Source organism: Variovorax sp. PMC12, assembly GCF_003019815.1.
GTDB lineage: Bacteria > Pseudomonadota > Gammaproteobacteria > Burkholderiales > Burkholderiaceae_C > Variovorax.
The window spans coordinates 719,048-736,702 of sequence record NZ_CP027773.1; the positions used below are offsets into that span (position 1 = coordinate 719,048).

Consider the following 17,655-nt stretch of genomic DNA (forward strand, 5'->3'; position numbering starts at 1 on the left):
GCTACTTCTTCGGCGGCCGGGCCGCATGCACGGTGACGTGCTTGTTGACCGGGCTCGACAGCACCAGCGACGTGGTCACCGCGCCGTCGACCGCCAGCGCGTCGACCACGCGCTCCAGGTCCGCCGGCTCCGCGATCGCGCAGCGCACGATGAAGCAGTCTTCCCCTGTGACGCGGTCGGCGCTCAGCACTTCGGGCATGGCCTCGAACAGCTTCAGGTAGCGGGCGATGCCCGCATGCGTGGTCTCGATGCGAATGATGGCCTGCAGGCCCACGCCCAGCGCGCGCAGGTTGACGCGCGCGCCGTAGCCTTCGATCACGCCCGCTTCCTCCAGTTTGCGCACCCGCTCGCTCATGGCCGGCTGCGACAGGCCGATGCGCTTGCCCAGCGCGGCCAGGCTCTGCCGTGCATCGGCCTGCAGCGCTTCGAGGATCAGCCGGTCTTTCTTGTCGATGTTCATGTGCGTGTCGGGGAAGGTTGCGCCGCCGATGATCGATCGGTCCGAGGCGGCGATTTTCGATGGATTGCACTTCGCCGCGAGAAGCGTGCCGGGTAACGTGGCGGACCATCTTTTCCAGGAGAACCCATGCAACTCGTCGGCATGCTCGACTCACCCTACGTGCGGCGCGCCGCCATCTCGCTGCGGCTCCTTGGCGTGCCTTTCGAACACCGGCCGGTCTCGGTCTTCAGCACCTTCGAAGAGTTTCGCGGGATCAATCCGGTGGTGAAGGCACCCACGCTGGTCTGCGACGACGGCACGGTGCTGATGGATTCGACGCTCGTCATCGACTACGCCGAGGCCCTGAGCGGCCGCAGCCTCATGCCTGCCGCGCTTGCCGAACGGGTGCGCGCCCTGCGCATCACCGGGCTCGCGCTCGCGGCCTGCGAGAAGACCGTGCAGATCGTCTACGAGCACAACCTGCGGCCGGCCGAGAAGCTGCACCAGCCTTGGGTGGACAGGGTGCGCGGCCAGCTCGTGGCGGCCTATGCGGCGCTCGAACGCGAGGTGGCGGCGTCACCGCTGCCCGCCGATGAGAAAACGATGACGCAGGCCGGTGTCTCGACGGCGGTGGCCTGGTCTTTCACGCAATTGATGCTGCCTGATGTCATCGCGGCGGATGGCTTCCCAGTGCTGTCGGCCTACGCCGCGCGTGCGGAGAGCCTGCCGGTGTTCCTGGACGCGCCGCAGGTCTGACGGCGGCGGCCTTCAGTCCGCGATGTCCGCACCGCGCTCGGCCAGCAGGCTGCGCAGCACGGAGCGGTGGCAGTGCGACTCGTCTTCGCAATAGCAGCCGACCGACAGGGCCGTGCCGTGCGAGAGCGCGGCCAGCAGGTCGAGGCTGCGGCTCGCGTCGGACTCGGCCATCTCCGCCTTGAACTTGCGCACGAAGGCGTTCCATTGCGCGGGCGTCTGCGCTTCCTGCGCCTGCTTCATCGTCTCGACCGACGGCGCGAGGTTGGGGTACCACACGTCGTACCAGTTCTGCGATGCGAACTCGGTCTTCGGCACGCCGCGCGGCGGACGGCGCACGGTGCCGACGCGCAGGCCTTCGCCATCGGCGCGCGGTGTGCCCAGGCGGACGATGCGGATGCTCATGGGGCTTTCCTTTCTTCTCTTGAAGGCTGTGTCTCAGGTGCCGACGATGCCGCCGTCCCGCCGCCGAATCGCCAGCGTTGCCGAGCGCGGGCGCGCGCTGCCCGGCACGGTGCCGTCGGGCCAGGCGCTGTTGTGTTTGCTGTCGCCGTCGTCGCGCGCCTCGCCCGGGTGCTGGATGTTGACGAACAGCGTGCGCCGGTCGGGCGCCACCACGCAGCCGGTGATCTCGCAGCCGTTCGGCCCGGTCAGGAAGCGCTTGATGCGGCCCGACGCCGGGTCGGCGCACAGCATCTGGTTGTTGCCCAGCGAGGTGTAGGGCGGCTTGCCGATCACCTGGCCGCTCATGTCGGTCTGGATCCAGAGCAGCCCGCCCTGGTCGAAGTGCAGGCCGTCGGGCGCGCCGAACTTGTCGGCCTCTGCCGCGGGATAGCGTGCGCCGCTGCCGGGCTGCGCCGGATCGCCGGCGAGTGCGAAGTGGTCCCAGGCGAAGCCGGTGCTGGCGGCGTCGCTGCCGTCCTCGCGCCACCGCAGGATGCCGCCGAAGAGGTTGTTGGCGCGCGGGTTGGCGGCGTCGGGGCCGGGCTTGCCGGCGTCGCCGCGCTGGCTGTTGTTGGTGAGGGTGACGTAGACCTCGCCGGACTGCGGATGCACCGCGATCCATTCGGGCCGGTCCATCTTCGTGCCGCCGACCACGTCGCCGGCCAGCCGCGCGTGGACTAGCACCTCGGCCTGGTCGGCAAAGCCGCCGGCCGCGTCTAGGCCGCCGCGGCCGTGCGTGAGTTCCAGCCACCGGCCGCGCCCGCCGGCGTCGTAGCGCGCCACGTGCAGCGTGCCGTCGTCGAGCAGGTGGCGGTTGGCCGCCCGCGCGGCGGCATCGGTGCCGGGGCGCACCTTGTCGCGGCTCACGAACTTGTAGATGTATTCGAACCGGGAGTCGTCGCCCATGTAGACCACGAGGCGGCCGTCCTTCGCGACGGTGCAGGTCGCGCTTTCCTGCCGCTTGCGGCCCAGCGCCGTGCGCTTGATGGGCGTGGCGGTGGGGTCGAACGGGTCGATCTCGACCACCCAGCCGAAGCGGTGCGCCTCGTTCGGATGCCGGCTCAGGTCGAAGCGCTCGTCGAAGCGCCAGTACTCCACCCACTGAGATCCCGGGACCGTACCGTAGCGGCGCTGCGCGGCCGTCATGCGCGAGGCGGCTTCCTTCGGCCCGCCGAAATAGCCGTGGAAGTTTTCCTCGCAGGTCAGGTAGGTGCCCCAGGGCGTGACGCCCATCGCGCAATTGGCGAAGGTGCCGAACACCGCGTCGCCCGCCGGGTTGGCGGCAGTGCGCATCAGCGGCGTGCCGGCGGCCGGGCCGGCGATGCGCATCGGCGTGTTGCCGTGCACGCGCCGCGCGAACTGCGAAGGCAGCACCTGGCGCCAGCCTTCGGGCGTGCGGCGGATCTCGATGACCGACACGCCCATCGCATGGAGCGACTTGCGGACCTTCTCCGGCGTCCATTGCCTGGCGCCGTCGGCGTGCAGCAGCTGCTCGTCGGTGTACTCATGGTTCATCACGAGCAGGCCGCGGTCGCCGCTGGCGTCGAGGGCGAAGAAATGCATGCCGTCGTGGTGCATGCCGGCCTGCACGGCTTGGTCGTCGGCGCTGTTGGAGGCGTCGGTCGCGAAAGCCGGCATGCGGCCCGCGATGCCGGTCGGCGTGCCCCAGGGGTAGAGCAGCTGCCATTCGTATTCGGGCGGTATGGCGACGCCGTCGCGCAGCGAGGCGGGTACGCCGGTGAAGCCGAGCACGCCGGCATCGGCTTTCCCGGCGGCGGGTGCCGCGCAGCCTTGGCCGAACAGCGCCACGACGGCGGCGGCGGAGCCCGATTGAAGAAGAAAGCGGCGGCGGTCCAATGGCATGGCGGGAGCTGTTGTGTAGGCGACAGCCGCCATCATCGCCGAGCGCCGTGCCGGGCGATACTCGCGCCCGGACCGCCCAGGAGACATCGAATGACCGACCGCATCGAATGGACCCGCCACGCCGACGGCGTGGTGGAACTGCAGCTCTCGCGCGACGACAAGATGAACGCGCTCGACCCCGCCATGTTCGACGCGCTGATCGCCGCAGGCGAAGCGCTGCGCGACGACAAGGCGGCGCGGGCTGTGGTCATTTCCGGGCGCGGCAAGGCTTTCTGCGCGGGGCTCGACATGGCGTCGTTCGAACGCATGCAGCAGGGCGCGGCCGGCGTGCTGGGCGAGGGCGCTTCTGGCACCGACCTGCTGGCGCGTACTCACGGCATCTCGAATGCGGCGCAGCAGGTCGCGATGGTGTGGCGGGAAGTGCCAGTGCCGGTGATCGCGGCCGTGCATGGCGTGGCCTTCGGCGGCGGGCTGCAGGTGGCGCTGGGCGCGGACATCCGCGTCGTCGCGCCAGACACGAAGCTGTCGGTGATGGAAATCAAATGGGGGCTGGTGCCCGACATGGCCGGCATGGTGCTGATGCGCGAACTGGCGCGTGCCGACGTGGTGCGCGAACTCACCTTCACCGGCCGCATCTTCTCTGGCGAGGAAGCGCTCCGGATCGGTTTTGCAACCCGGCTGTCGGCCGACCCGCTGGCCGATGCCCTGCAGATGGCGCACGAGATTGCGGGCAAGAGCCCCGACGCCATTCGCGCCGGCAAGCGGCTGCTGAATGCGTCGGCGCACCAGAGTGCCGCCGACCTGCTGATGGCCGAATCGGTCGAGCAGCAGGCGCTGATCGGCAGCGCGAACCAGGTCGAGGCCGTGAAGGCCAACATCGAGCGGCGCGCCCCGCGTTTCGACACGCCCGCCTGACGCCGCCGGCCTTCGCCTGCGGGCGGCCGCCAACCTTCATTCAGCCATACAGTCAGGACTGCGCGAGCGGCCGGTAACTCCGGGACCGCTCGCGTTGCGTTTTGTAAACGTTTTGCGCTCGTTAAATCGCCGCGGAAGCCCCTGTGGCGCGTGGGAAGTGCATTTCAAACTGGTTTATGTAAGAATAAAGTAGTTGTTTTAAGGGGAAAATGAATGAATTTGGACACAGTTTCTGTGCAGAAGGTCACGTCTTTCCCCGTGTTTGCCCTAGAGAAGGATGGCTCCTGACGCCACACTCATTAACAATTGAACGTTTTGCCTAGCGACGGCGATCCTGCATGTCGACGACCACGTTTTTCTGCAATCTCAGCGTGCCCATCCTGGTGGGCGAGGATCGCTACAAGTACGTCCCCATCGTCGGGGTCTTCCGCAGCATTCCATTCGATCAAGTCAACGAATGGGTGATGCACCCCGACGGCAGCCCGCGCAGCGACCGCGAACTCGCGGCCGAAGTTCTTGTAGAGATCCGCAAGCCGCTCGGCTCGAGTGGACGCACGGCGCCGCACGCCTTCGACGTGGAGGGCATCCTCCAGCTCGACCGCGCGGCCGCGATCGTGGTGTCTACCTTCCTGGCGGCGCTGCCGCGCGTCTGAGCGCGGCGCTCGCCGCGCGCCTCACGACGCAATGGCGCCCACTGCCCAATAGAAAGTCGGCCGCGCGCCGTTGAGCAGGTGGTCGCCCACCACGCGGCCCTTGTAGATCGTCGGGTTGTGCGACGCCAGCGTGCGCGCATTGCGCCAGTGCCGGTCGAGCCGCCGGTCCTCCTGCAGCGCCGAGGCGCCGCCGATGTCGAACAGCCGCGTAGCGGCCTGCAGCACCAGGTCGACGATGCCGGCCTGGGCCTTGGCGGTGTCCAGCTCCACTTCGAACAACAGGCTTTCGGGCGCGGCCTCGTTGCGTTGGCGGAAGCGGTCGACTTCATCGAGGCCGCGCGCCACCGCCTGTACCGTGGATGCCGCAACGAACGCCGCGCTCGCCAGTTGCCCGATCACCTGCTGCACCAGCGGGTCTTCGCGCGGCGTGTTGCCGCTGCCGTGGCTGTAGATGCGCTTGCGCGCCTGCACGAAGGCGACCGCGTCCCGCACGATGGCCCGCGCGATGCCCGCCAGCGTCGCCAGGTGGATCAGCTGGAAATGCGCGGTGAGCGGCGTGGGCTGGTCGCGCACGTACAGCAGCACGTTGCCCGGCTTCACCCGCACGTTGCGAAAGCGCGTGGTGCCCGATGCGCTCAGGCGCTGGCCGATGCCGCGCCAGTCGTCGATGCGCTCCACGCCTTCGGCCTGCGCCGGCACCAGCGCGATCACGCGCTCGCTGCTGCCGTCGGCGTTCAGCCGCTGCGCGGACACCGAGATCCAGTCCGCGTACAGCGTGCCGGTGCTGTAGTACTTGTCGCCGTCGAGCAGCCACGCGTCGCCGTCGGGCTTCAGCGTGGTCTGCATGGTGGTGAGCGAGCCGTCGCCCAGCTCCGTGGTGGCGTTGCCGAAGATCACGCCCTCGGCCGCCAGGCGCATCCACGGACCGTGCAGCGCGGGGTCGATTTCCGCGAGCAGCCTTTCGATGAAGCCAAAGTGCGCGCGCAGTATCTGCGGCAGGTTGGAGTCGGCTTCGCCGAGTTCGACCAGCAGGTCGTAGAGCTGCGCGACCGAGGCGCCGATGCCGCCATGCGCCAGCGGCACGCGCAATGCGCCGAAGCGCTCGGCATTGAGCCATGCCACCGGCTCGTAGGCGAGTTCGCGCTCGTTTTCGCGTTGCACCGCGTGTTCGGCGATGCGCCGGAAGATAGGGCGAAAGCGCGCGAAGAGCTGTGCGGAAGAGGGGGCCTGTGCGCCGCCGACGTGCGCGGCGGGGGATTTCGTTGCTTCGATGAGGGATTCCATGTGCCCCCGACTGTCCGCCCCCGCGCCGCGCTTGTGAAATGCGCTTTCCGAGTTTTCTTATGCCGCCTATCGCTTGCCGCGCGCATCCACCGGCCAGATCGCGACCAGCGCGTCGCCATCGACCACGTGGTACGCGTCGTGCAGGTTGACGGTCGGGTCGCAGTGCGGCGTGATGAACTCCACGCGCGCGCCGAGCGCGGGCCGTGCATCGGCGGGCAGCAGCAGCTTGCCGTGCTCGTCGCCGAAGAAGGCGTAGCGGCTCGCCGCGGGATCGGCGCCGCGCGCCACCAGCGGCACGCCGCTGTCGGTGGAAAAACACTTGGTGCCGCCATCGACCGTGACCCAGTCCGCCGCGTTGGTGCTGACCACGGCCGTCTGCACGTAAAGCGACACCTCGAAGGGCGAGGGCTGGCCGCCCGAGGCCAGCACGCTCGTGTATTCCGCGTCCATGAACACATAGGAGCCGGCCTGCAGCTCGGTGAAGGCGTTTTCCTGCGAATCGAGGTCGTGCGTGCCGGTGCCCGCGCCTGTCACGATCTCGAAGCGCAGGCCCTGGCGTTCGGCCGCCGCGACGATGCCCGCCACGGTCTCGCGCAGGCCGGCTGCAGCCGCGCTGCGCCTGTCGCGCTCGACGATGTGCTGCAGGTTGCCCGCGTACGACTGCAGCCCGCGCAGCCGCAGGCGCGGCTCTGCGGCCACCAGCGCGGCGAGCTCGAGCACCTGGGCCTGGGTGGCGGCGCCGGTGCGGTTGTAGCCCGCGCCGTAGTCCACCAGCACGTCGAGCGGATGCGCGAGCGCGCCTGCGGCCTGCGCCAGGTCGGCGAGGTTGTGGGGGTTGTCGACGACCACCATCACGTCGCCGGGGCGGGCGCGCTGCGCGAGCTTGATGAGGCGCGCGATCTTGCTCGGCGTGACGGCAGGCGAGGTGATCAGCACGCCCGGGATGCCGCCTTCCACCATCACCTCCGCCTCGCCCATGGTCACACAGCTCACGCCGATGGCGCCGGCAGCCACCTGGCGCCTTGCGATCTCTACCGACTTGTGCGTCTTCACGTGCGGGCGCAGCCCGATGCCGCGCGACCTGGCGAAGGCGGCCATGCGCTCGATATTGCGCGTCATGGCGGGCAGGTCGATCAGCAGTGCGGGCGTGTCGAGCTGTTGGCGGCCGTGGGGCGCGCCGATGAGCGGGGCGTTGGGTTGCGTGTCCAGGAACATCGTGGGGAAGCCTTTGCGGGATGTGTCGAAGCGGCGGAGCGCGGGAAAGTGCGTGGCGAAATGATCGCACCGAAATGAACACACTCGACATCGAGGCTGTGCAAGCCTTGAGGACGCAGTCGGCCGCCGCCTGCTCGAGCGCACGCCGCGCCAAGTCGCTCGCTGGCGGATGACCTGCGTGTCCAATGATCGGCCGTCCGGCCCGCCCGCGGCCCGGGGCTGCAAGGTCAAGCCAGGTGCGACGGGGAATGCCGGGCCGGTCGCCGCAGCGCCATCCACCAAAGCAGCGCGGCATTGAGTGCCCAGCTGGCCGTGAGCATCAGCAGCGCCGTATTCGCCACGCCCGGAGAAAGCCCCAGCGTGAGCAGGCTCAGCGACCACGGCAGCCCGCCCGCGATGGCCACGAGCATGCCCACGTCGCTCTCCGGCACCAGCGCGCAGCCGAGGATGCAGACGGCGCCCGCGACCGTGTAGATCAGCGCGGCTGTACGCCATCCGGAGCGGCGGTGTGGCAGGGAATTCGACGAATTCGCGATGGGCATGCCTCCAGCATCGCCGATTGCGTGGCAAGGCGTGAAGGCCTGTTGCGTGAAGGGATGTAGTGTTTTGGCGATCCGGGTTTCAGCCGCGCGCCAGCCCTTGCAACGCGCCCGGAACTGGTGCGTGCGGCAAGGCGGATTCGACGCCCAGCGCGAGCGCCAGCAGCAGCGAGTCGGCGCCTTCGGGGCCGGTGAGTTCCAGGCCAGCGGGCAGGCCGTCGCGGGTCAGGCCGATCGGCAGGCTCACGGCCGGCAGTCCGGCCATGCCGGCCGGGCCCGTGTTGCGGATGTAGGCTGAGAAAGCCGAGGTCGGGCGCCCGCACAGCGTGACCTGCACGTCCTCGCCGATGCGTGCGGCGGTCAGCGGGCTGGTGGGGAACACCAGCGCCGCGATGTCGTGCCGGGCGAAGCAATCGCGGTAGGCCGCCTGCATGCGCGGCCGCAGGACGTTCAGCGCGTGGGCATAGGCCTCGGGCGTGACGGCGCTGTCGCCAAACAGCCGCTCGAACAGCGGGCGAACGTCGGGGCTCGCCACCGCATCGGTCAGCGCGCGTGCGTCGAAGGGGCGCTGGTGGCGCGCGAAGTAGGCGGCCAGCGCGGGCAGGATCTCGTGGAGCGAGATCGACATCGATCCTTCCTGGAAGAGCGCGCCGGCTTCCGCGAGGTCGCAAGGCAACAGCACCGCGCCCGCCGCCTGCAGGGCGCGCAGGCTCTCGCGGGCCAGTTCGGCCACGGGCGGATCGAGTTCTTCCCAGAAATAAGCCTCGGGCACGCCCAGGCGCACGCCCATGAGCGGCATCACGCCCAGCCGCAGCGGCCCGCCGGCCACGGCATGGTCGATCAGCACGCAGTCGTCCACGCAGCGGGCCATGACGCCGGCCGTGTCGAAGGTCGGCGATATCGGCACCAGCCCGTCTTCCGGCCAGCGGTGCACCGTGGGCCTGTAGCCGACCAGCCCGCAAAGCGCGGCCGGCACGCGCACCGAGCCGCCCGTGTCGGTGCCGATGGCCGCTGGCGCGGCGCGCAGGCCCAGCAGCGCCGCGTTGCCGCCGCTCGAGCCGCCGGTGATGCGCGTGCTGTCGAACGGATTGCGCGACGGCCCGAAGCCGTGGTTGTGGCCGGTGACGCCTTGCGACCACTCGTGCAGGTTCGTCTTGCCGAGCACCAGCGCGCCGGCATCGATGAGCCGCTGCGTCACGCCGGCATGCATGCGCGGCCGGTGGTCCGCCATCCACGGGCTGCCGGCGGTGGTCGGCATGTCGGCGACGTCGATGTTGTCCTTGAAGGCGAGTGGCACGCCGCGCAGCGGCTGCGCGCCGGGTGCGGGGCTCGGCGATGCATCCAGCGCGGCCGCCGCAGCGAGCAGTTGGCCGGCGTCCAGATGGAGCAGGGCGCCGAAGGGCGCAATGGCCTCGGCGCGCGCCAGCAGCGCCTGCGCGTAGTCCGTGGCGCGCAACTCGCCGCGCGCCATCTGCTCGGCGGCCTCGCGGGCGGAAAGATCGGTCAGCGCATGGACTTGGTTCATCACGGGTTCGAAGTTGGGGCGGGAGCTGCACTCCGGTGCACATTCCGGGCCAATTTCTCGAGATTCAGCAAGAAAACAGCCTGAAAGTGCATGGCATGAATACTGCTTTAAGTATTTTTTGTATTCAAGAGGCCTTCCAATGTCTTTCAAGTCCTTGCGTATCCTGGCCGCCGTCGCAGCGTCGATGGCTCTTCTGGCGGGCATGCCCGCGTCCGCCGCGGAGAAGGTGTCCGTGCGCCTCAAGTGGCTGGCGCAGGCGCAGTTCGCCGGCTTCTACGTGGCCAAGGCCAAGGGCTTCTATGACCAGGCCGGCCTCGACCTGACGATCAACCCGGGCGGCCCCAACCTCAACGTCGAGACGCTGGTGGCTTCGGGCAACGACACCTTCGGCCTGGCAGGCGGCACCGAGACCGTGCTGCTCGCACGCGAAAAGGGCCTGCCGCTGGTGTGCATCGGCGTGACCGTGCAGAACACGCCGTTCACCTACGTCACCTACAAGGATTCCGGCATCACCAAGGTGAAGGACTTCGCGGGCAAGAAGGTCGCGACCTGGTTCACGGGCACGCAGTACACGCTGTACTCGATGCTCGCCTCGGCCGGCGTGAAGCAGAGCGACCTGACCATCGTGCCGCAGTCGGGCTCCATGGCGCCTTTCGTCGAGAAGCAGTTCGACGTGGCCGCCGCCACTTACTACAACGAGCTGAACACCCTGAAAGAGCAGGGCCTGGGCGACAAGCTCACGCTCATCAAGCCCGACGACTACGGCGTGGTGGTGCAGCAGGACACGGTGCTCGTGTCCGAGAAATACCGCAACGAGAAGCCGCAGCAGGTGCAGGCTTTCATGAACGCCACCATCAAGGGCTGGAAGTACGCGCTGCAGAACAAGAAGGAAGCCATCGACATCGTCATGGCCGCCGCGCCCAGCCTGAACCGCGCGCACCAGGAAGCCATGCTCGACGAGTTCGAGAAGCTGGTGAAGGCCGGCAAGGGCACCACCGACGGCATCCTGGCCATCGACCTGCCGACCGTCGAGAAGATGCAGACGCAGCTCGTCGGCTACAAGGCCCTGAAGGCACCGGCCGACCTGTCGAAGGCCTACGACGCCAGCTTCTGGAACCAGGTGCCGGCCGGCGACAAGAAGTTCTGAGCCGCCGCGCCATGAAGTTCATGCCTCACGAAGTGATGCCGCCGGCGGTTGCCGACACAGCGCCGCCCATGCTCGAGCTGGTCAACGTGTGGAAGCGCTTCGGCGAAGCGCAGGCGCGGACCGTCGCGGTGTCCGGCGTCAACCTGCGGATCGCGAAGAGCGAGTTCGTCACGCTCGTGGGCCCCTCGGGTTGCGGCAAGTCGACGCTGTTCAACATGATCGCGGGACTGCTGCCGCCGGACGACGACGGCTCGCTGCTGTTCGGCGGCGCGCCGCAGCGCGACGGCCAGTTGCTCGGCAAGGTGTCGTTCATGCCGCAGCGCGACCTGCTGTTTCCGTGGCGCACGGTGCTCGACAACGCCATCCTCGCGCTCGAGGTGGAAGGCACGCCGCGCAAGGAAGCGCGCGAACGCGCCCGCGCCATGCTGCCCGAGTTCGGCCTGGCCGGGTTCGCCAACCACTATCCGCACCAGCTGTCGGGCGGCATGCGCCAGCGCGTGGCGCTGATGCGCACCTTCCTGTTCGAGCGCGACCTGATGCTGCTCGACGAACCCTTCGGCGCGCTCGACGCGCTCACTCGCACCCGCATGCAGCACTGGCTGCTGGACCTGTGGGCGCGCCACCGCCGCACGGTGCTCTTCATCACGCACGACATCGATGAAGCCATCCTGCTCGGCGACAAGGTGCTGGTGATGACGGCGCGCCCCGGCACGGTGAAGAGCGAGACCGTGATCGACCTGCCGCGCCCGCGCGATCCGTCGGTGGTGCTGACGCCGGAGTTCATCGGCCTGAAGCAGCGCCTGCTGGCCGAGATCGAGGAAGAGAGCCAGAAGACCTTCGCGCAGGAGGGCACTGCGCCGTGAACACCTTCCTGCAGCGCGCCGTGCGCTCGCCCGCGCTGGCCTTCCTGGGCCTGGCGCTGGTGTGGGAGCTGTACGTGCACGCCTTCGCGCCGTCGCCGCGCTATTTGCCGGCGCTCAGCGCCATCGCGCAGGACGCCTGGTCGGTGTGGCCGCAGCTGGTGCGCGGCTTCGGCCGCACGTTGCTCGAGACGGTGCTCGGCTTTGCCCTGGGCGCGGTATTCGGCTGTTTCTGTGGCACGGTGTTCACCTATTCGCGCTGGATGGAGCGTTCGGTGTTCCCGCTGTTCGTGGTGTCGCAGACGGTGCCGGTGGTGGCCTTCGGCGCGCTGATCGTCATCTGGTTCGGCAACTCGCTGCTGGCCAAGGTGATGACCGCGTTTTTCCTGACCTTCTTTCCCGTGACGGTGAACACGTTGCGCGGGCTGAAGTCGTGCGACCCGCAGCGCATTGCGCTGATGAGGAGCTTCGGCGCGAACCGTCTCGTCATGTTCTTCAAGCTGGCCGTCCCTTCGGCGCTGCCGCAGATCATGGTGGGGCTGCGCGTGGCCATCGGCCTGAGCCTGATCGGTTCAGTGGTGGGCGAATGGTTCGGCGAAACCGTGGGCCTGGGCGTGATGCTCATGGAAGCGATGAATGCCGACCTCGTGGTGCGGCTGTGGGTGGTGATGTTCGCCTGCGGGCTGATGGGTGCGCTGCTCTACGGGCTGCTCACCTTCGTGGAAAGGAGGCTCGTATGGTGGCGCAGCGAAAGCTGATGGCTTCGCCCGTGGTGCCGGTGGTGCTGAGCATCGCCGTGCTGCTGGTGGTGTGGGAGGGCGCGATCCTGCTCTTCAAGATTCCGCCCTTCGTGCTGCCGAGCCTGGGTTCGATCGTGCAGCATGCCTTCACCGACACGGGCCGCCTGATGGCCGCGCTGCTGGCCACGCTGGGCGAGGCGCTGGGCGGCTATGCGCTGGGCAGCGTGCTGGGCTTGCTGCTGGCAGTGCTGCTGTTGATGGCGCCGCCGCTGGAGCGCATCGTGATGCCGCTGGCGGTTGCGGTCAACGCCGTGCCGACCGTGGCCTATGCGCCGCTGTTCCTGATCTGGTTCGGGCTCGGTGCCGCGTCGAAGATCGCCCTGGTGGCGCTGGCCGTCGGCTTCACCATGCTGGTGAATGCGCTGCATGGCCTGAAGCAGGCCGACCTGGCGGCAGTGAACCTGATGCGCAGCTTCGGGGCGGGGCAGCTGAAGATCGTGTGGCGCCTGCGCCTGCCGGTCGCGATGCCCTCGGTGGTCACGGCGCTGCGCATTGGCGTGCCGCGCAGCATGATCGTCGCGATCGTCGGGGAGATGCTGGGCGCCTACGCGGGCCTCGGGCGAATGATCTATGAGTCGACGCAGCAGGTCGACCTGCTGAGCGTGTGGTCCGCGGTGCTCATCGCATCGGTGGCGAGCATGGTCTTCTATGGCCTGCTCGTGTGGATCGACCAGAAACTGGTTTGGTGGCGCTGATGAACGTGGCGAAGAACAATCCCGCGGCATATCCGCAAACCGAAGCCGAGCTGCGCGTTCAGCTCGCCGCCTGCTACCGGCTGGTGGCGCACTTCGGCATGGACGACCTGATCTACAACCACATCTCGGCGCGCGTGCCGGGGCAGGAGCATCACTTCCTCATCAACCCGTACGGGCTGCTGTTCTCGGAAGTGACGGCTTCTTCGCTGGTGAAGATCGACCTCGACGGCAACAAGGTGGACGCCACCGATGCCGAGGTGAACCAGGCCGGCTTCGTGATCCACAGCGCCATCCACGCGGGCCGGCCCGACGCGCTGTGCGTGCTGCACACCCACTCCGAGGCCGGAACCGCGATCGCGGCCATGCCCGACGGCCTGGCGCCGCTCAGCCAGTTCGCGATGCGCTACCAGGGCCACACGGCGTTTCACGACTACGAAGGCGTGGCGCTGGAAACCGGCGAGCGCGAGCGGCTGGTGCGCGACCTGGGCCCGCACCACACGCTGGTGCTGCGCAACCACGGCATCCTGACGGTGGGCCGCACCATTCCCGAGGCGTTCATCCTCATGTACTACTTCGAGAAGGCGGCCAAGGTGCAGCTGCTTGCCCAAGGCGGCGTGGCGCCCGGCCAATCACTGGTGTATCCGCAGCCCGAAGTGAGCGAGCTGGCCGCGCGCCAGTTCACCGAATTCGCCGGCGACATCCTGCCGCCCGGCACGCGCGAATGGCCCTCGTTCCTGCGCATGCTGGAGCGCACCCAGCCCGACTACCGGCTCTGACAGCCGTTTCTTTCCTCAATCCCTGAGACATCCTCCAACCATGCAACTCGAGAACCTCACCTCTTTCATCGGCACCGAAGTCAAAGGCATCGACCTGCGCGAGCCCGTGAGCGACGCCGACTTCGCCGTGCTGCGCGACACGCTCAACCAGCGCTCGGTGCTGCTGTTTCGCGGCCAGCGCATCAACGAGGCGCAGCACGTTGCCTTCTCGCGCCGCTTCGGCACGCTGCTGGGGCATGTGCTCACGCAGTTCCTCAAGAAGGAATACCCCGAGGTCTACGTGCTGTCGAACGTGTCGGAAAACGGCAAGCCCATCGGCAACCACAAGGAAGGCTGGAACTGGCACTCCGACCTGTCGTACAAGGCCGAGCCCTCGATGGGCGCATTGCTCTACGCACTGGAGGTGCCGCCAGTGGAAGGCGACACCTTCTTCGCCTCGATGCACGCCGCCTACGACGCGCTGGACGACGACATGAAAGCGCGCATCTGCCATCTCACGGCCACGCACAGCTACGCCAACTACTACGGCAAGGCCTTCGCCGACCGCAACCCGCTCACGCCCGAGCAACTGGCCGCCACGCCCGACGTGGTGCATCCGCTGGTGCGCACGCATCCCGAAACCGGCCGCCTGTCGCTCTACGTGGGCGAAGACGTGGTCAAGCACATCGACGGCCTGCCCGCCGACGAGAGCGCCGCGCTGCTGGCCGAGCTAAATGCGCACGCCATCTCGCCCGAGTTCAGCTACCGCCACAAGTGGCTCGCCGGCGACCTGCTGGTGTGGGACAACCGCTGCACCATGCACCGCGCCACGCCGTACGACGACAACATGTACCGCCGCGTGATGCATCGCACCACGGTGGCTGGCGACCGCCCGTTCTGACACTCGAATCAATCTCACAGAGCGCGCCGCGTTCGAAGACCGAAGACAACCACAAGAAGGAAGGCAAGAACATGGAACACGACGAACCCGAAATGGTGGAACCCACGGCGCTGCGCGGACGCGAGCGCCAGCGCGGCAAGGGCGCCACGCTGTCCGACGAACTGAAGGACACGCTCGAAGACCTGATCGTCAGCGGCGTCATGAAGCCCGGCGCGCGGCTCGACGAAGCCGAGCTGGCCGAGCGCTTCAAGGTGTCGCGCACGCCGGTGCGCGAGGCGCTCAAGGCGCTGGCCGCCACCGGCCTCGTCGACCTGCGAAGCCGCCAGGGCGGCGTGTGCGTGGCGCGCATCTCGCTGCCCATGCTCATCGAGATGTTCCAGATGATGGCGGTGATGGAAGGCCTGTGCGCCAAGTTCGCGGCGCGCCGCGCCACCGAGGCGCAGAAGCTGCGCATGAGCAGGCTGCACGACGAGCTGACCAGCATCCTCGCTTCGGGCGACCACTCGCGCTTCTACGACGTGAACCAGGACTTCCACGACGCGCTTTACGAGGCCTCCAACACCCACTACCTGGCCGAGCAGACCCGCGCGCTGCGCAAGCGCGTGCGCGTGTACCGCCGCTACGTCACCTTCCAGCCCGGCCGCATGACCGCCACCATCGGCGAGCACGGCGCCATCCTCGACGCCATTCGCCGCAACGACCCCGAAGCGGCGTTCTCGTCCGCCATCGACCACGTGAGCCTGCTCGAGGACGACATCGTCGACCTCATCGCCGCGCTGTCCGAGCAGGACGCGGGCGGCGCCTGACAAACCTCTTTCAACGAACCCGATCTCTCGAACGCATACCAGGACATCACGCCATGAAACTCGAACTCGAAGGCAAGACCGTACTCATCACCGGCGCCTCCAAAGGCATCGGCCTCGCAGCCGCCCATTCTTTCGCGGCCGAAGGCTGCCACCTGCACCTGGCCGCGCGCGACGGCGTGGCTCTGGCAGCCGCAAAGGAAGAGATCGAGAAGATCTACCCCATCAACGTGCGCATCCACCCCATGGACCTGGCCGCGCCCGGCGCCATGTCGCAGCTGGCCGAGGCGGCCGGCCATGTCGACATCCTGGTGAACAACGCGGGCGACATTCCGGCCGGCCCCATCGAGTCGCTCGACTTCGCCGTGGTGCGGCGCGGCTTCCAGCTCAAGGTGCTGGGCTACATGGAGCTCACGCAGATCTACTACGCACGCATGAAGGCCGCCGGCGGCGGGGTGATCGTGAACGACATCGGCAACTCCGGCGAGAACTGGGACGCCAACTACATCGCCGGTTCCACCGGCAACGCGGCGGTCATGGCGTTCACGCGCGCGCTCGGCGGCGTGAGCCTGGACGACGGCATCCGGGTGGTGGGCGTGAACCCCGGGCCGGTAGCTACCGACCGCATGGTCAAGCTCATGAAGCGCCGTGCCTTCGACACCCACGGCGACGAAGGCCGCTGGGAAGAGCTGTTCGACAACTACCCGGGCGGCCGTCCTGCGACGCCGGAAGAAGTGGCCGAGCTGATGGTGTTCCTGGCCTCGGCGCGCGCGGGCTACATCACCGGCACGGTCGTGACCATCGACGGCGGCATTGCCGCGCGCGGCTCGATCATCAAGACCAGCAAGAAGGTGGTCGAGGCCGAACAGGCCCGGAGGCTCGCGGCATGAACGCGGCATTGAACCCCGCCGTGGCGGTGCCGGCCGTGACCAGCGACGCGGAAACCCGCAACCGCTACTTCGACCGCCTGTTCACCAACCCCGAGCTGATGTGGCTGGGCCAGAACACCAACCACTTCCCGCTGCATCCGGCGGTGCGCAAGGCGCTGCACGATGCCATCGACGACGAGAGCTTTCATGCCTATGCGCCGCCGCTGGGCATGGAGGCGCTTCGCACGGCCATCGTGGACGACCTGGGCGTGTCGAACCAGTCGGCCGTGGTGACGGACGGCGCGGTCGCCGCGCTCGCATTGGCCTGCCGTGCGTTCTGCGAAGCGGGCAAGGGCTTCGTGACCACCGATCCGGGCTGGAAGTGGCCGCTGCAGTTCGCGGCCAAGGCCGGCTGTGCCATCACCGAAATTCCGATCTACGGGCCCGAGTACGGCTTCAAGCTGTCGGCCGAGGCATTGGCTGCTTCGACCGACGGGAACACCGCGGTCATCTACCTGGTGGACCCCAACAACCCGCTGGGCACCACCTACACCGAGGACGAGATCCGCGCCTTCGCGGACCGTGCGAGGGAGATCGGCGCGATCCTCATCCATGACTGCACCTACCGCGACTTTGCCGACAGCCACACGCTGGCCTCGCGCTTCTATCCGGAAGGCACGGTGACCATCGTGAGCTTCTCCAAGTGGCTGGGCCTTGCGGGCCTGCGGCTGGGCGCGCTGGTGGCGTCGCCGGAGCTGCTGGCGCGCATCCTGCCGCATTCGCAGGCGCCGCTGGGGGCCAGCGTGCTGGCGCAGCGCGCGGCCATCGCGGGCCTGGGCGTCAAGGCCGAATGGATGGCCGAGGTGATCGCGCAGCAGCGCGAAAACCAGCGGATGATCGTCGACGCCTTCGCAAAGCTGCCGGGCTTCGTGGTGCCGGTGTTCCCGTCGCAGGCCAACTTCATCGTGGTCGAGTGCACCGGCGCGGGCGTGGCGCCCGAGGCGCTGGTCACCGCGCTTGGCGAGCACGACATCATGGTGCGGCAGGGTACGTACCACACGCCGCGCTTCGGCCACCGCTTCATCAAGATCTCGACCACCGTGCCGAAGGCGTGGGCGCAGGCGCTGTGCGATGTGCTGCCGCAAGCGGTCGAGCGCGCACGCGCGCTGCCGGCCACGGCCGCGCTCTTCTGAGG

Annotated in this window: 19 protein-coding genes; 12 read left to right on the forward strand and 7 right to left on the reverse strand. The window is 68.3% G+C overall.

The window, feature by feature from the left end:
• Position 1: 1 nt before the first annotated feature.
• Complete coding sequence (locus C4F17_RS03260; protein WP_081269176.1) at positions 2 to 460, reverse strand: Lrp/AsnC family transcriptional regulator; 459 nt, start codon at positions 458 to 460, stop codon at positions 2 to 4.
• A 126-nt stretch (positions 461 to 586) separates the two neighbouring features.
• Between C4F17_RS03260 and C4F17_RS03265 the strand changes: the two genes are divergently transcribed.
• Entirely contained in the window at positions 587 to 1,195 is a 609-nt protein-coding gene (locus C4F17_RS03265; RefSeq protein ID WP_106934261.1) for a glutathione S-transferase, read from the forward strand.
• Positions 1,196 to 1,207: 12 nt separating this feature from the next.
• Here C4F17_RS03265 and C4F17_RS03270 read toward each other — a convergent pair whose 3' ends face one another.
• The gene (locus C4F17_RS03270; protein WP_106934262.1) at positions 1,208 to 1,597 is read right to left on the reverse strand and encodes a DUF488 domain-containing protein; all 390 of its coding nucleotides are present in this window, start codon (positions 1,595 to 1,597) and stop codon (positions 1,208 to 1,210) included.
• A 33-nt stretch (positions 1,598 to 1,630) separates the two neighbouring features.
• On the reverse strand, positions 1,631 to 3,499 hold the full coding sequence (locus tag C4F17_RS03275; RefSeq protein WP_106937423.1) for a PhoX family protein: 1,869 nt from the start codon (positions 3,497 to 3,499) through the stop codon (positions 1,631 to 1,633).
• Between the two features lie 90 nt (positions 3,500 to 3,589).
• On the opposite strand from C4F17_RS03275, the gene C4F17_RS03280 reads away from it, so the two are divergent.
• A complete protein-coding gene (locus C4F17_RS03280; protein WP_106934263.1) occupies positions 3,590 to 4,414 on the forward strand; it encodes a crotonase/enoyl-CoA hydratase family protein in 825 nt (274 codons plus the stop codon).
• A 338-nt stretch (positions 4,415 to 4,752) separates the two neighbouring features.
• The gene (locus tag C4F17_RS03285) at positions 4,753 to 5,067 is read left to right on the forward strand and encodes a hypothetical protein (protein WP_081269142.1); all 315 of its coding nucleotides are present in this window, start codon (positions 4,753 to 4,755) and stop codon (positions 5,065 to 5,067) included.
• 21 nt (positions 5,068 to 5,088) lie between these two features.
• Here C4F17_RS03285 and C4F17_RS03290 read toward each other — a convergent pair whose 3' ends face one another.
• The 4 genes from C4F17_RS03290 to iaaH form a co-directional block, all read right to left on the reverse strand.
• Complete coding sequence (locus tag C4F17_RS03290; protein ID WP_106934264.1) at positions 5,089 to 6,351, reverse strand: acyl-CoA dehydrogenase family protein; 1,263 nt, start codon at positions 6,349 to 6,351, stop codon at positions 5,089 to 5,091.
• A 66-nt stretch (positions 6,352 to 6,417) separates the two neighbouring features.
• On the reverse strand, positions 6,418 to 7,566 hold the full coding sequence (locus C4F17_RS03295) for a DSD1 family PLP-dependent enzyme (protein ID WP_106934265.1): 1,149 nt from the start codon (positions 7,564 to 7,566) through the stop codon (positions 6,418 to 6,420).
• A 227-nt stretch (positions 7,567 to 7,793) separates the two neighbouring features.
• Entirely contained in the window at positions 7,794 to 8,108 is a 315-nt protein-coding gene (locus C4F17_RS03300) for a hypothetical protein (RefSeq protein ID WP_081269145.1), read from the reverse strand.
• A 79-nt stretch (positions 8,109 to 8,187) separates the two neighbouring features.
• Positions 8,188 to 9,630, reverse strand: a complete 1,443-nt coding sequence (iaaH, locus tag C4F17_RS03305) for an indoleacetamide hydrolase (protein ID WP_159053599.1) — start codon at positions 9,628 to 9,630, stop codon at positions 8,188 to 8,190.
• A gap of 139 nt (positions 9,631 to 9,769) precedes the next feature.
• Between iaaH and C4F17_RS03310 the strand changes: the two genes are divergently transcribed.
• The 9 genes from C4F17_RS03310 to C4F17_RS03350 all read left to right on the forward strand — a co-directional run bounded on the left by C4F17_RS03310 (position 9,770) and on the right by C4F17_RS03350 (position 17,653).
• Positions 9,770 to 10,777 (forward strand): ABC transporter substrate-binding protein, encoded by a 1,008-nt coding sequence (locus C4F17_RS03310; protein WP_081269147.1) that lies wholly within the window; start codon positions 9,770 to 9,772, stop codon positions 10,775 to 10,777.
• A gap of 11 nt (positions 10,778 to 10,788) precedes the next feature.
• Complete coding sequence (locus tag C4F17_RS03315) at positions 10,789 to 11,640, forward strand: ABC transporter ATP-binding protein (protein WP_106934267.1); 852 nt, start codon at positions 10,789 to 10,791, stop codon at positions 11,638 to 11,640.
• Positions 11,637 to 12,395: an ABC transporter permease gene (locus tag C4F17_RS03320; protein ID WP_081269149.1), complete on the forward strand. Its 759-nt coding sequence runs from the start codon at positions 11,637 to 11,639 to the stop codon at positions 12,393 to 12,395. The genes C4F17_RS03315 and C4F17_RS03320 overlap by 4 nt, the downstream gene beginning before the upstream one ends.
• On the forward strand, positions 12,374 to 13,132 hold the full coding sequence (locus tag C4F17_RS03325; protein WP_106934268.1) for an ABC transporter permease: 759 nt from the start codon (positions 12,374 to 12,376) through the stop codon (positions 13,130 to 13,132). Before C4F17_RS03320 ends, C4F17_RS03325 begins: the two co-directional genes overlap by 22 nt.
• Positions 13,132 to 13,908, forward strand: coding sequence for a class II aldolase/adducin family protein (locus C4F17_RS03330; RefSeq protein WP_106937424.1), 777 nt, complete (start codon positions 13,132 to 13,134; stop codon positions 13,906 to 13,908). The genes C4F17_RS03325 and C4F17_RS03330 overlap by 1 nt, the downstream gene beginning before the upstream one ends.
• Before the next feature lie 40 nt (positions 13,909 to 13,948).
• Positions 13,949 to 14,788 carry a TauD/TfdA dioxygenase family protein gene (locus tag C4F17_RS03335; protein ID WP_106934269.1) on the forward strand — a complete coding sequence of 280 codons (840 nt, stop codon included), beginning with the start codon at positions 13,949 to 13,951 and terminating at the stop codon, positions 14,786 to 14,788.
• A 71-nt stretch (positions 14,789 to 14,859) separates the two neighbouring features.
• The gene (locus C4F17_RS03340) at positions 14,860 to 15,594 is read left to right on the forward strand and encodes a GntR family transcriptional regulator (protein WP_081269152.1); all 735 of its coding nucleotides are present in this window, start codon (positions 14,860 to 14,862) and stop codon (positions 15,592 to 15,594) included.
• A 53-nt stretch (positions 15,595 to 15,647) separates the two neighbouring features.
• Complete coding sequence (locus C4F17_RS03345; RefSeq protein WP_081269153.1) at positions 15,648 to 16,481, forward strand: SDR family oxidoreductase; 834 nt, start codon at positions 15,648 to 15,650, stop codon at positions 16,479 to 16,481.
• On the forward strand, positions 16,478 to 17,653 hold the full coding sequence (locus C4F17_RS03350; protein ID WP_106934270.1) for a pyridoxal phosphate-dependent aminotransferase: 1,176 nt from the start codon (positions 16,478 to 16,480) through the stop codon (positions 17,651 to 17,653). Before C4F17_RS03345 ends, C4F17_RS03350 begins: the two co-directional genes overlap by 4 nt.
• Positions 17,654 to 17,655 lie beyond the last annotated feature (2 nt).

Excerpts from the sequence above, each read along its gene's own strand:
- C4F17_RS03350 (WP_106934270.1), top strand. The coding sequence starts at position 16,478 with ATGAACGCGGCATTGAACCCCGCCGTGGCGGTGCCGGCCGTGACCAGC.
- C4F17_RS03295 (WP_106934265.1), bottom strand. The coding sequence starts at position 7,566 with ATGTTCCTGGACACGCAACCCAACGCCCCGCTCATCGGCGCGCCCCAC.
- C4F17_RS03340 (WP_081269152.1), top strand. The coding sequence starts at position 14,860 with ATGGAACACGACGAACCCGAAATGGTGGAACCCACGGCGCTGCGCGGA.
- C4F17_RS03310 (WP_081269147.1), top strand. The coding sequence starts at position 9,770 with ATGTCTTTCAAGTCCTTGCGTATCCTGGCCGCCGTCGCAGCGTCGATG.
- iaaH (WP_159053599.1), bottom strand. The coding sequence starts at position 9,630 with ATGAACCAAGTCCATGCGCTGACCGATCTTTCCGCCCGCGAGGCCGCC.
- C4F17_RS03260 (WP_081269176.1), bottom strand. The coding sequence starts at position 460 with ATGAACATCGACAAGAAAGACCGGCTGATCCTCGAAGCGCTGCAGGCC.
- C4F17_RS03290 (WP_106934264.1), bottom strand. The coding sequence starts at position 6,351 with ATGGAATCCCTCATCGAAGCAACGAAATCCCCCGCCGCGCACGTCGGC.
- C4F17_RS03345 (WP_081269153.1), top strand. The coding sequence starts at position 15,648 with ATGAAACTCGAACTCGAAGGCAAGACCGTACTCATCACCGGCGCCTCC.
- C4F17_RS03335 (WP_106934269.1), top strand. The coding sequence starts at position 13,949 with ATGCAACTCGAGAACCTCACCTCTTTCATCGGCACCGAAGTCAAAGGC.
- C4F17_RS03265 (WP_106934261.1), top strand. The coding sequence starts at position 587 with ATGCAACTCGTCGGCATGCTCGACTCACCCTACGTGCGGCGCGCCGCC.
- C4F17_RS03275 (WP_106937423.1), bottom strand. The coding sequence starts at position 3,499 with ATGCCATTGGACCGCCGCCGCTTTCTTCTTCAATCGGGCTCCGCCGCC.
- C4F17_RS03280 (WP_106934263.1), top strand. The coding sequence starts at position 3,590 with ATGACCGACCGCATCGAATGGACCCGCCACGCCGACGGCGTGGTGGAA.
- C4F17_RS03325 (WP_106934268.1), top strand. The coding sequence starts at position 12,374 with ATGGTGGCGCAGCGAAAGCTGATGGCTTCGCCCGTGGTGCCGGTGGTG.
- C4F17_RS03270 (WP_106934262.1), bottom strand. The coding sequence starts at position 1,597 with ATGAGCATCCGCATCGTCCGCCTGGGCACACCGCGCGCCGATGGCGAA.
- C4F17_RS03330 (WP_106937424.1), top strand. The coding sequence starts at position 13,132 with ATGAACGTGGCGAAGAACAATCCCGCGGCATATCCGCAAACCGAAGCC.
- C4F17_RS03285 (WP_081269142.1), top strand. The coding sequence starts at position 4,753 with ATGTCGACGACCACGTTTTTCTGCAATCTCAGCGTGCCCATCCTGGTG.
- C4F17_RS03315 (WP_106934267.1), top strand. The coding sequence starts at position 10,789 with ATGAAGTTCATGCCTCACGAAGTGATGCCGCCGGCGGTTGCCGACACA.
- C4F17_RS03300 (WP_081269145.1), bottom strand. The coding sequence starts at position 8,108 with ATGCCCATCGCGAATTCGTCGAATTCCCTGCCACACCGCCGCTCCGGA.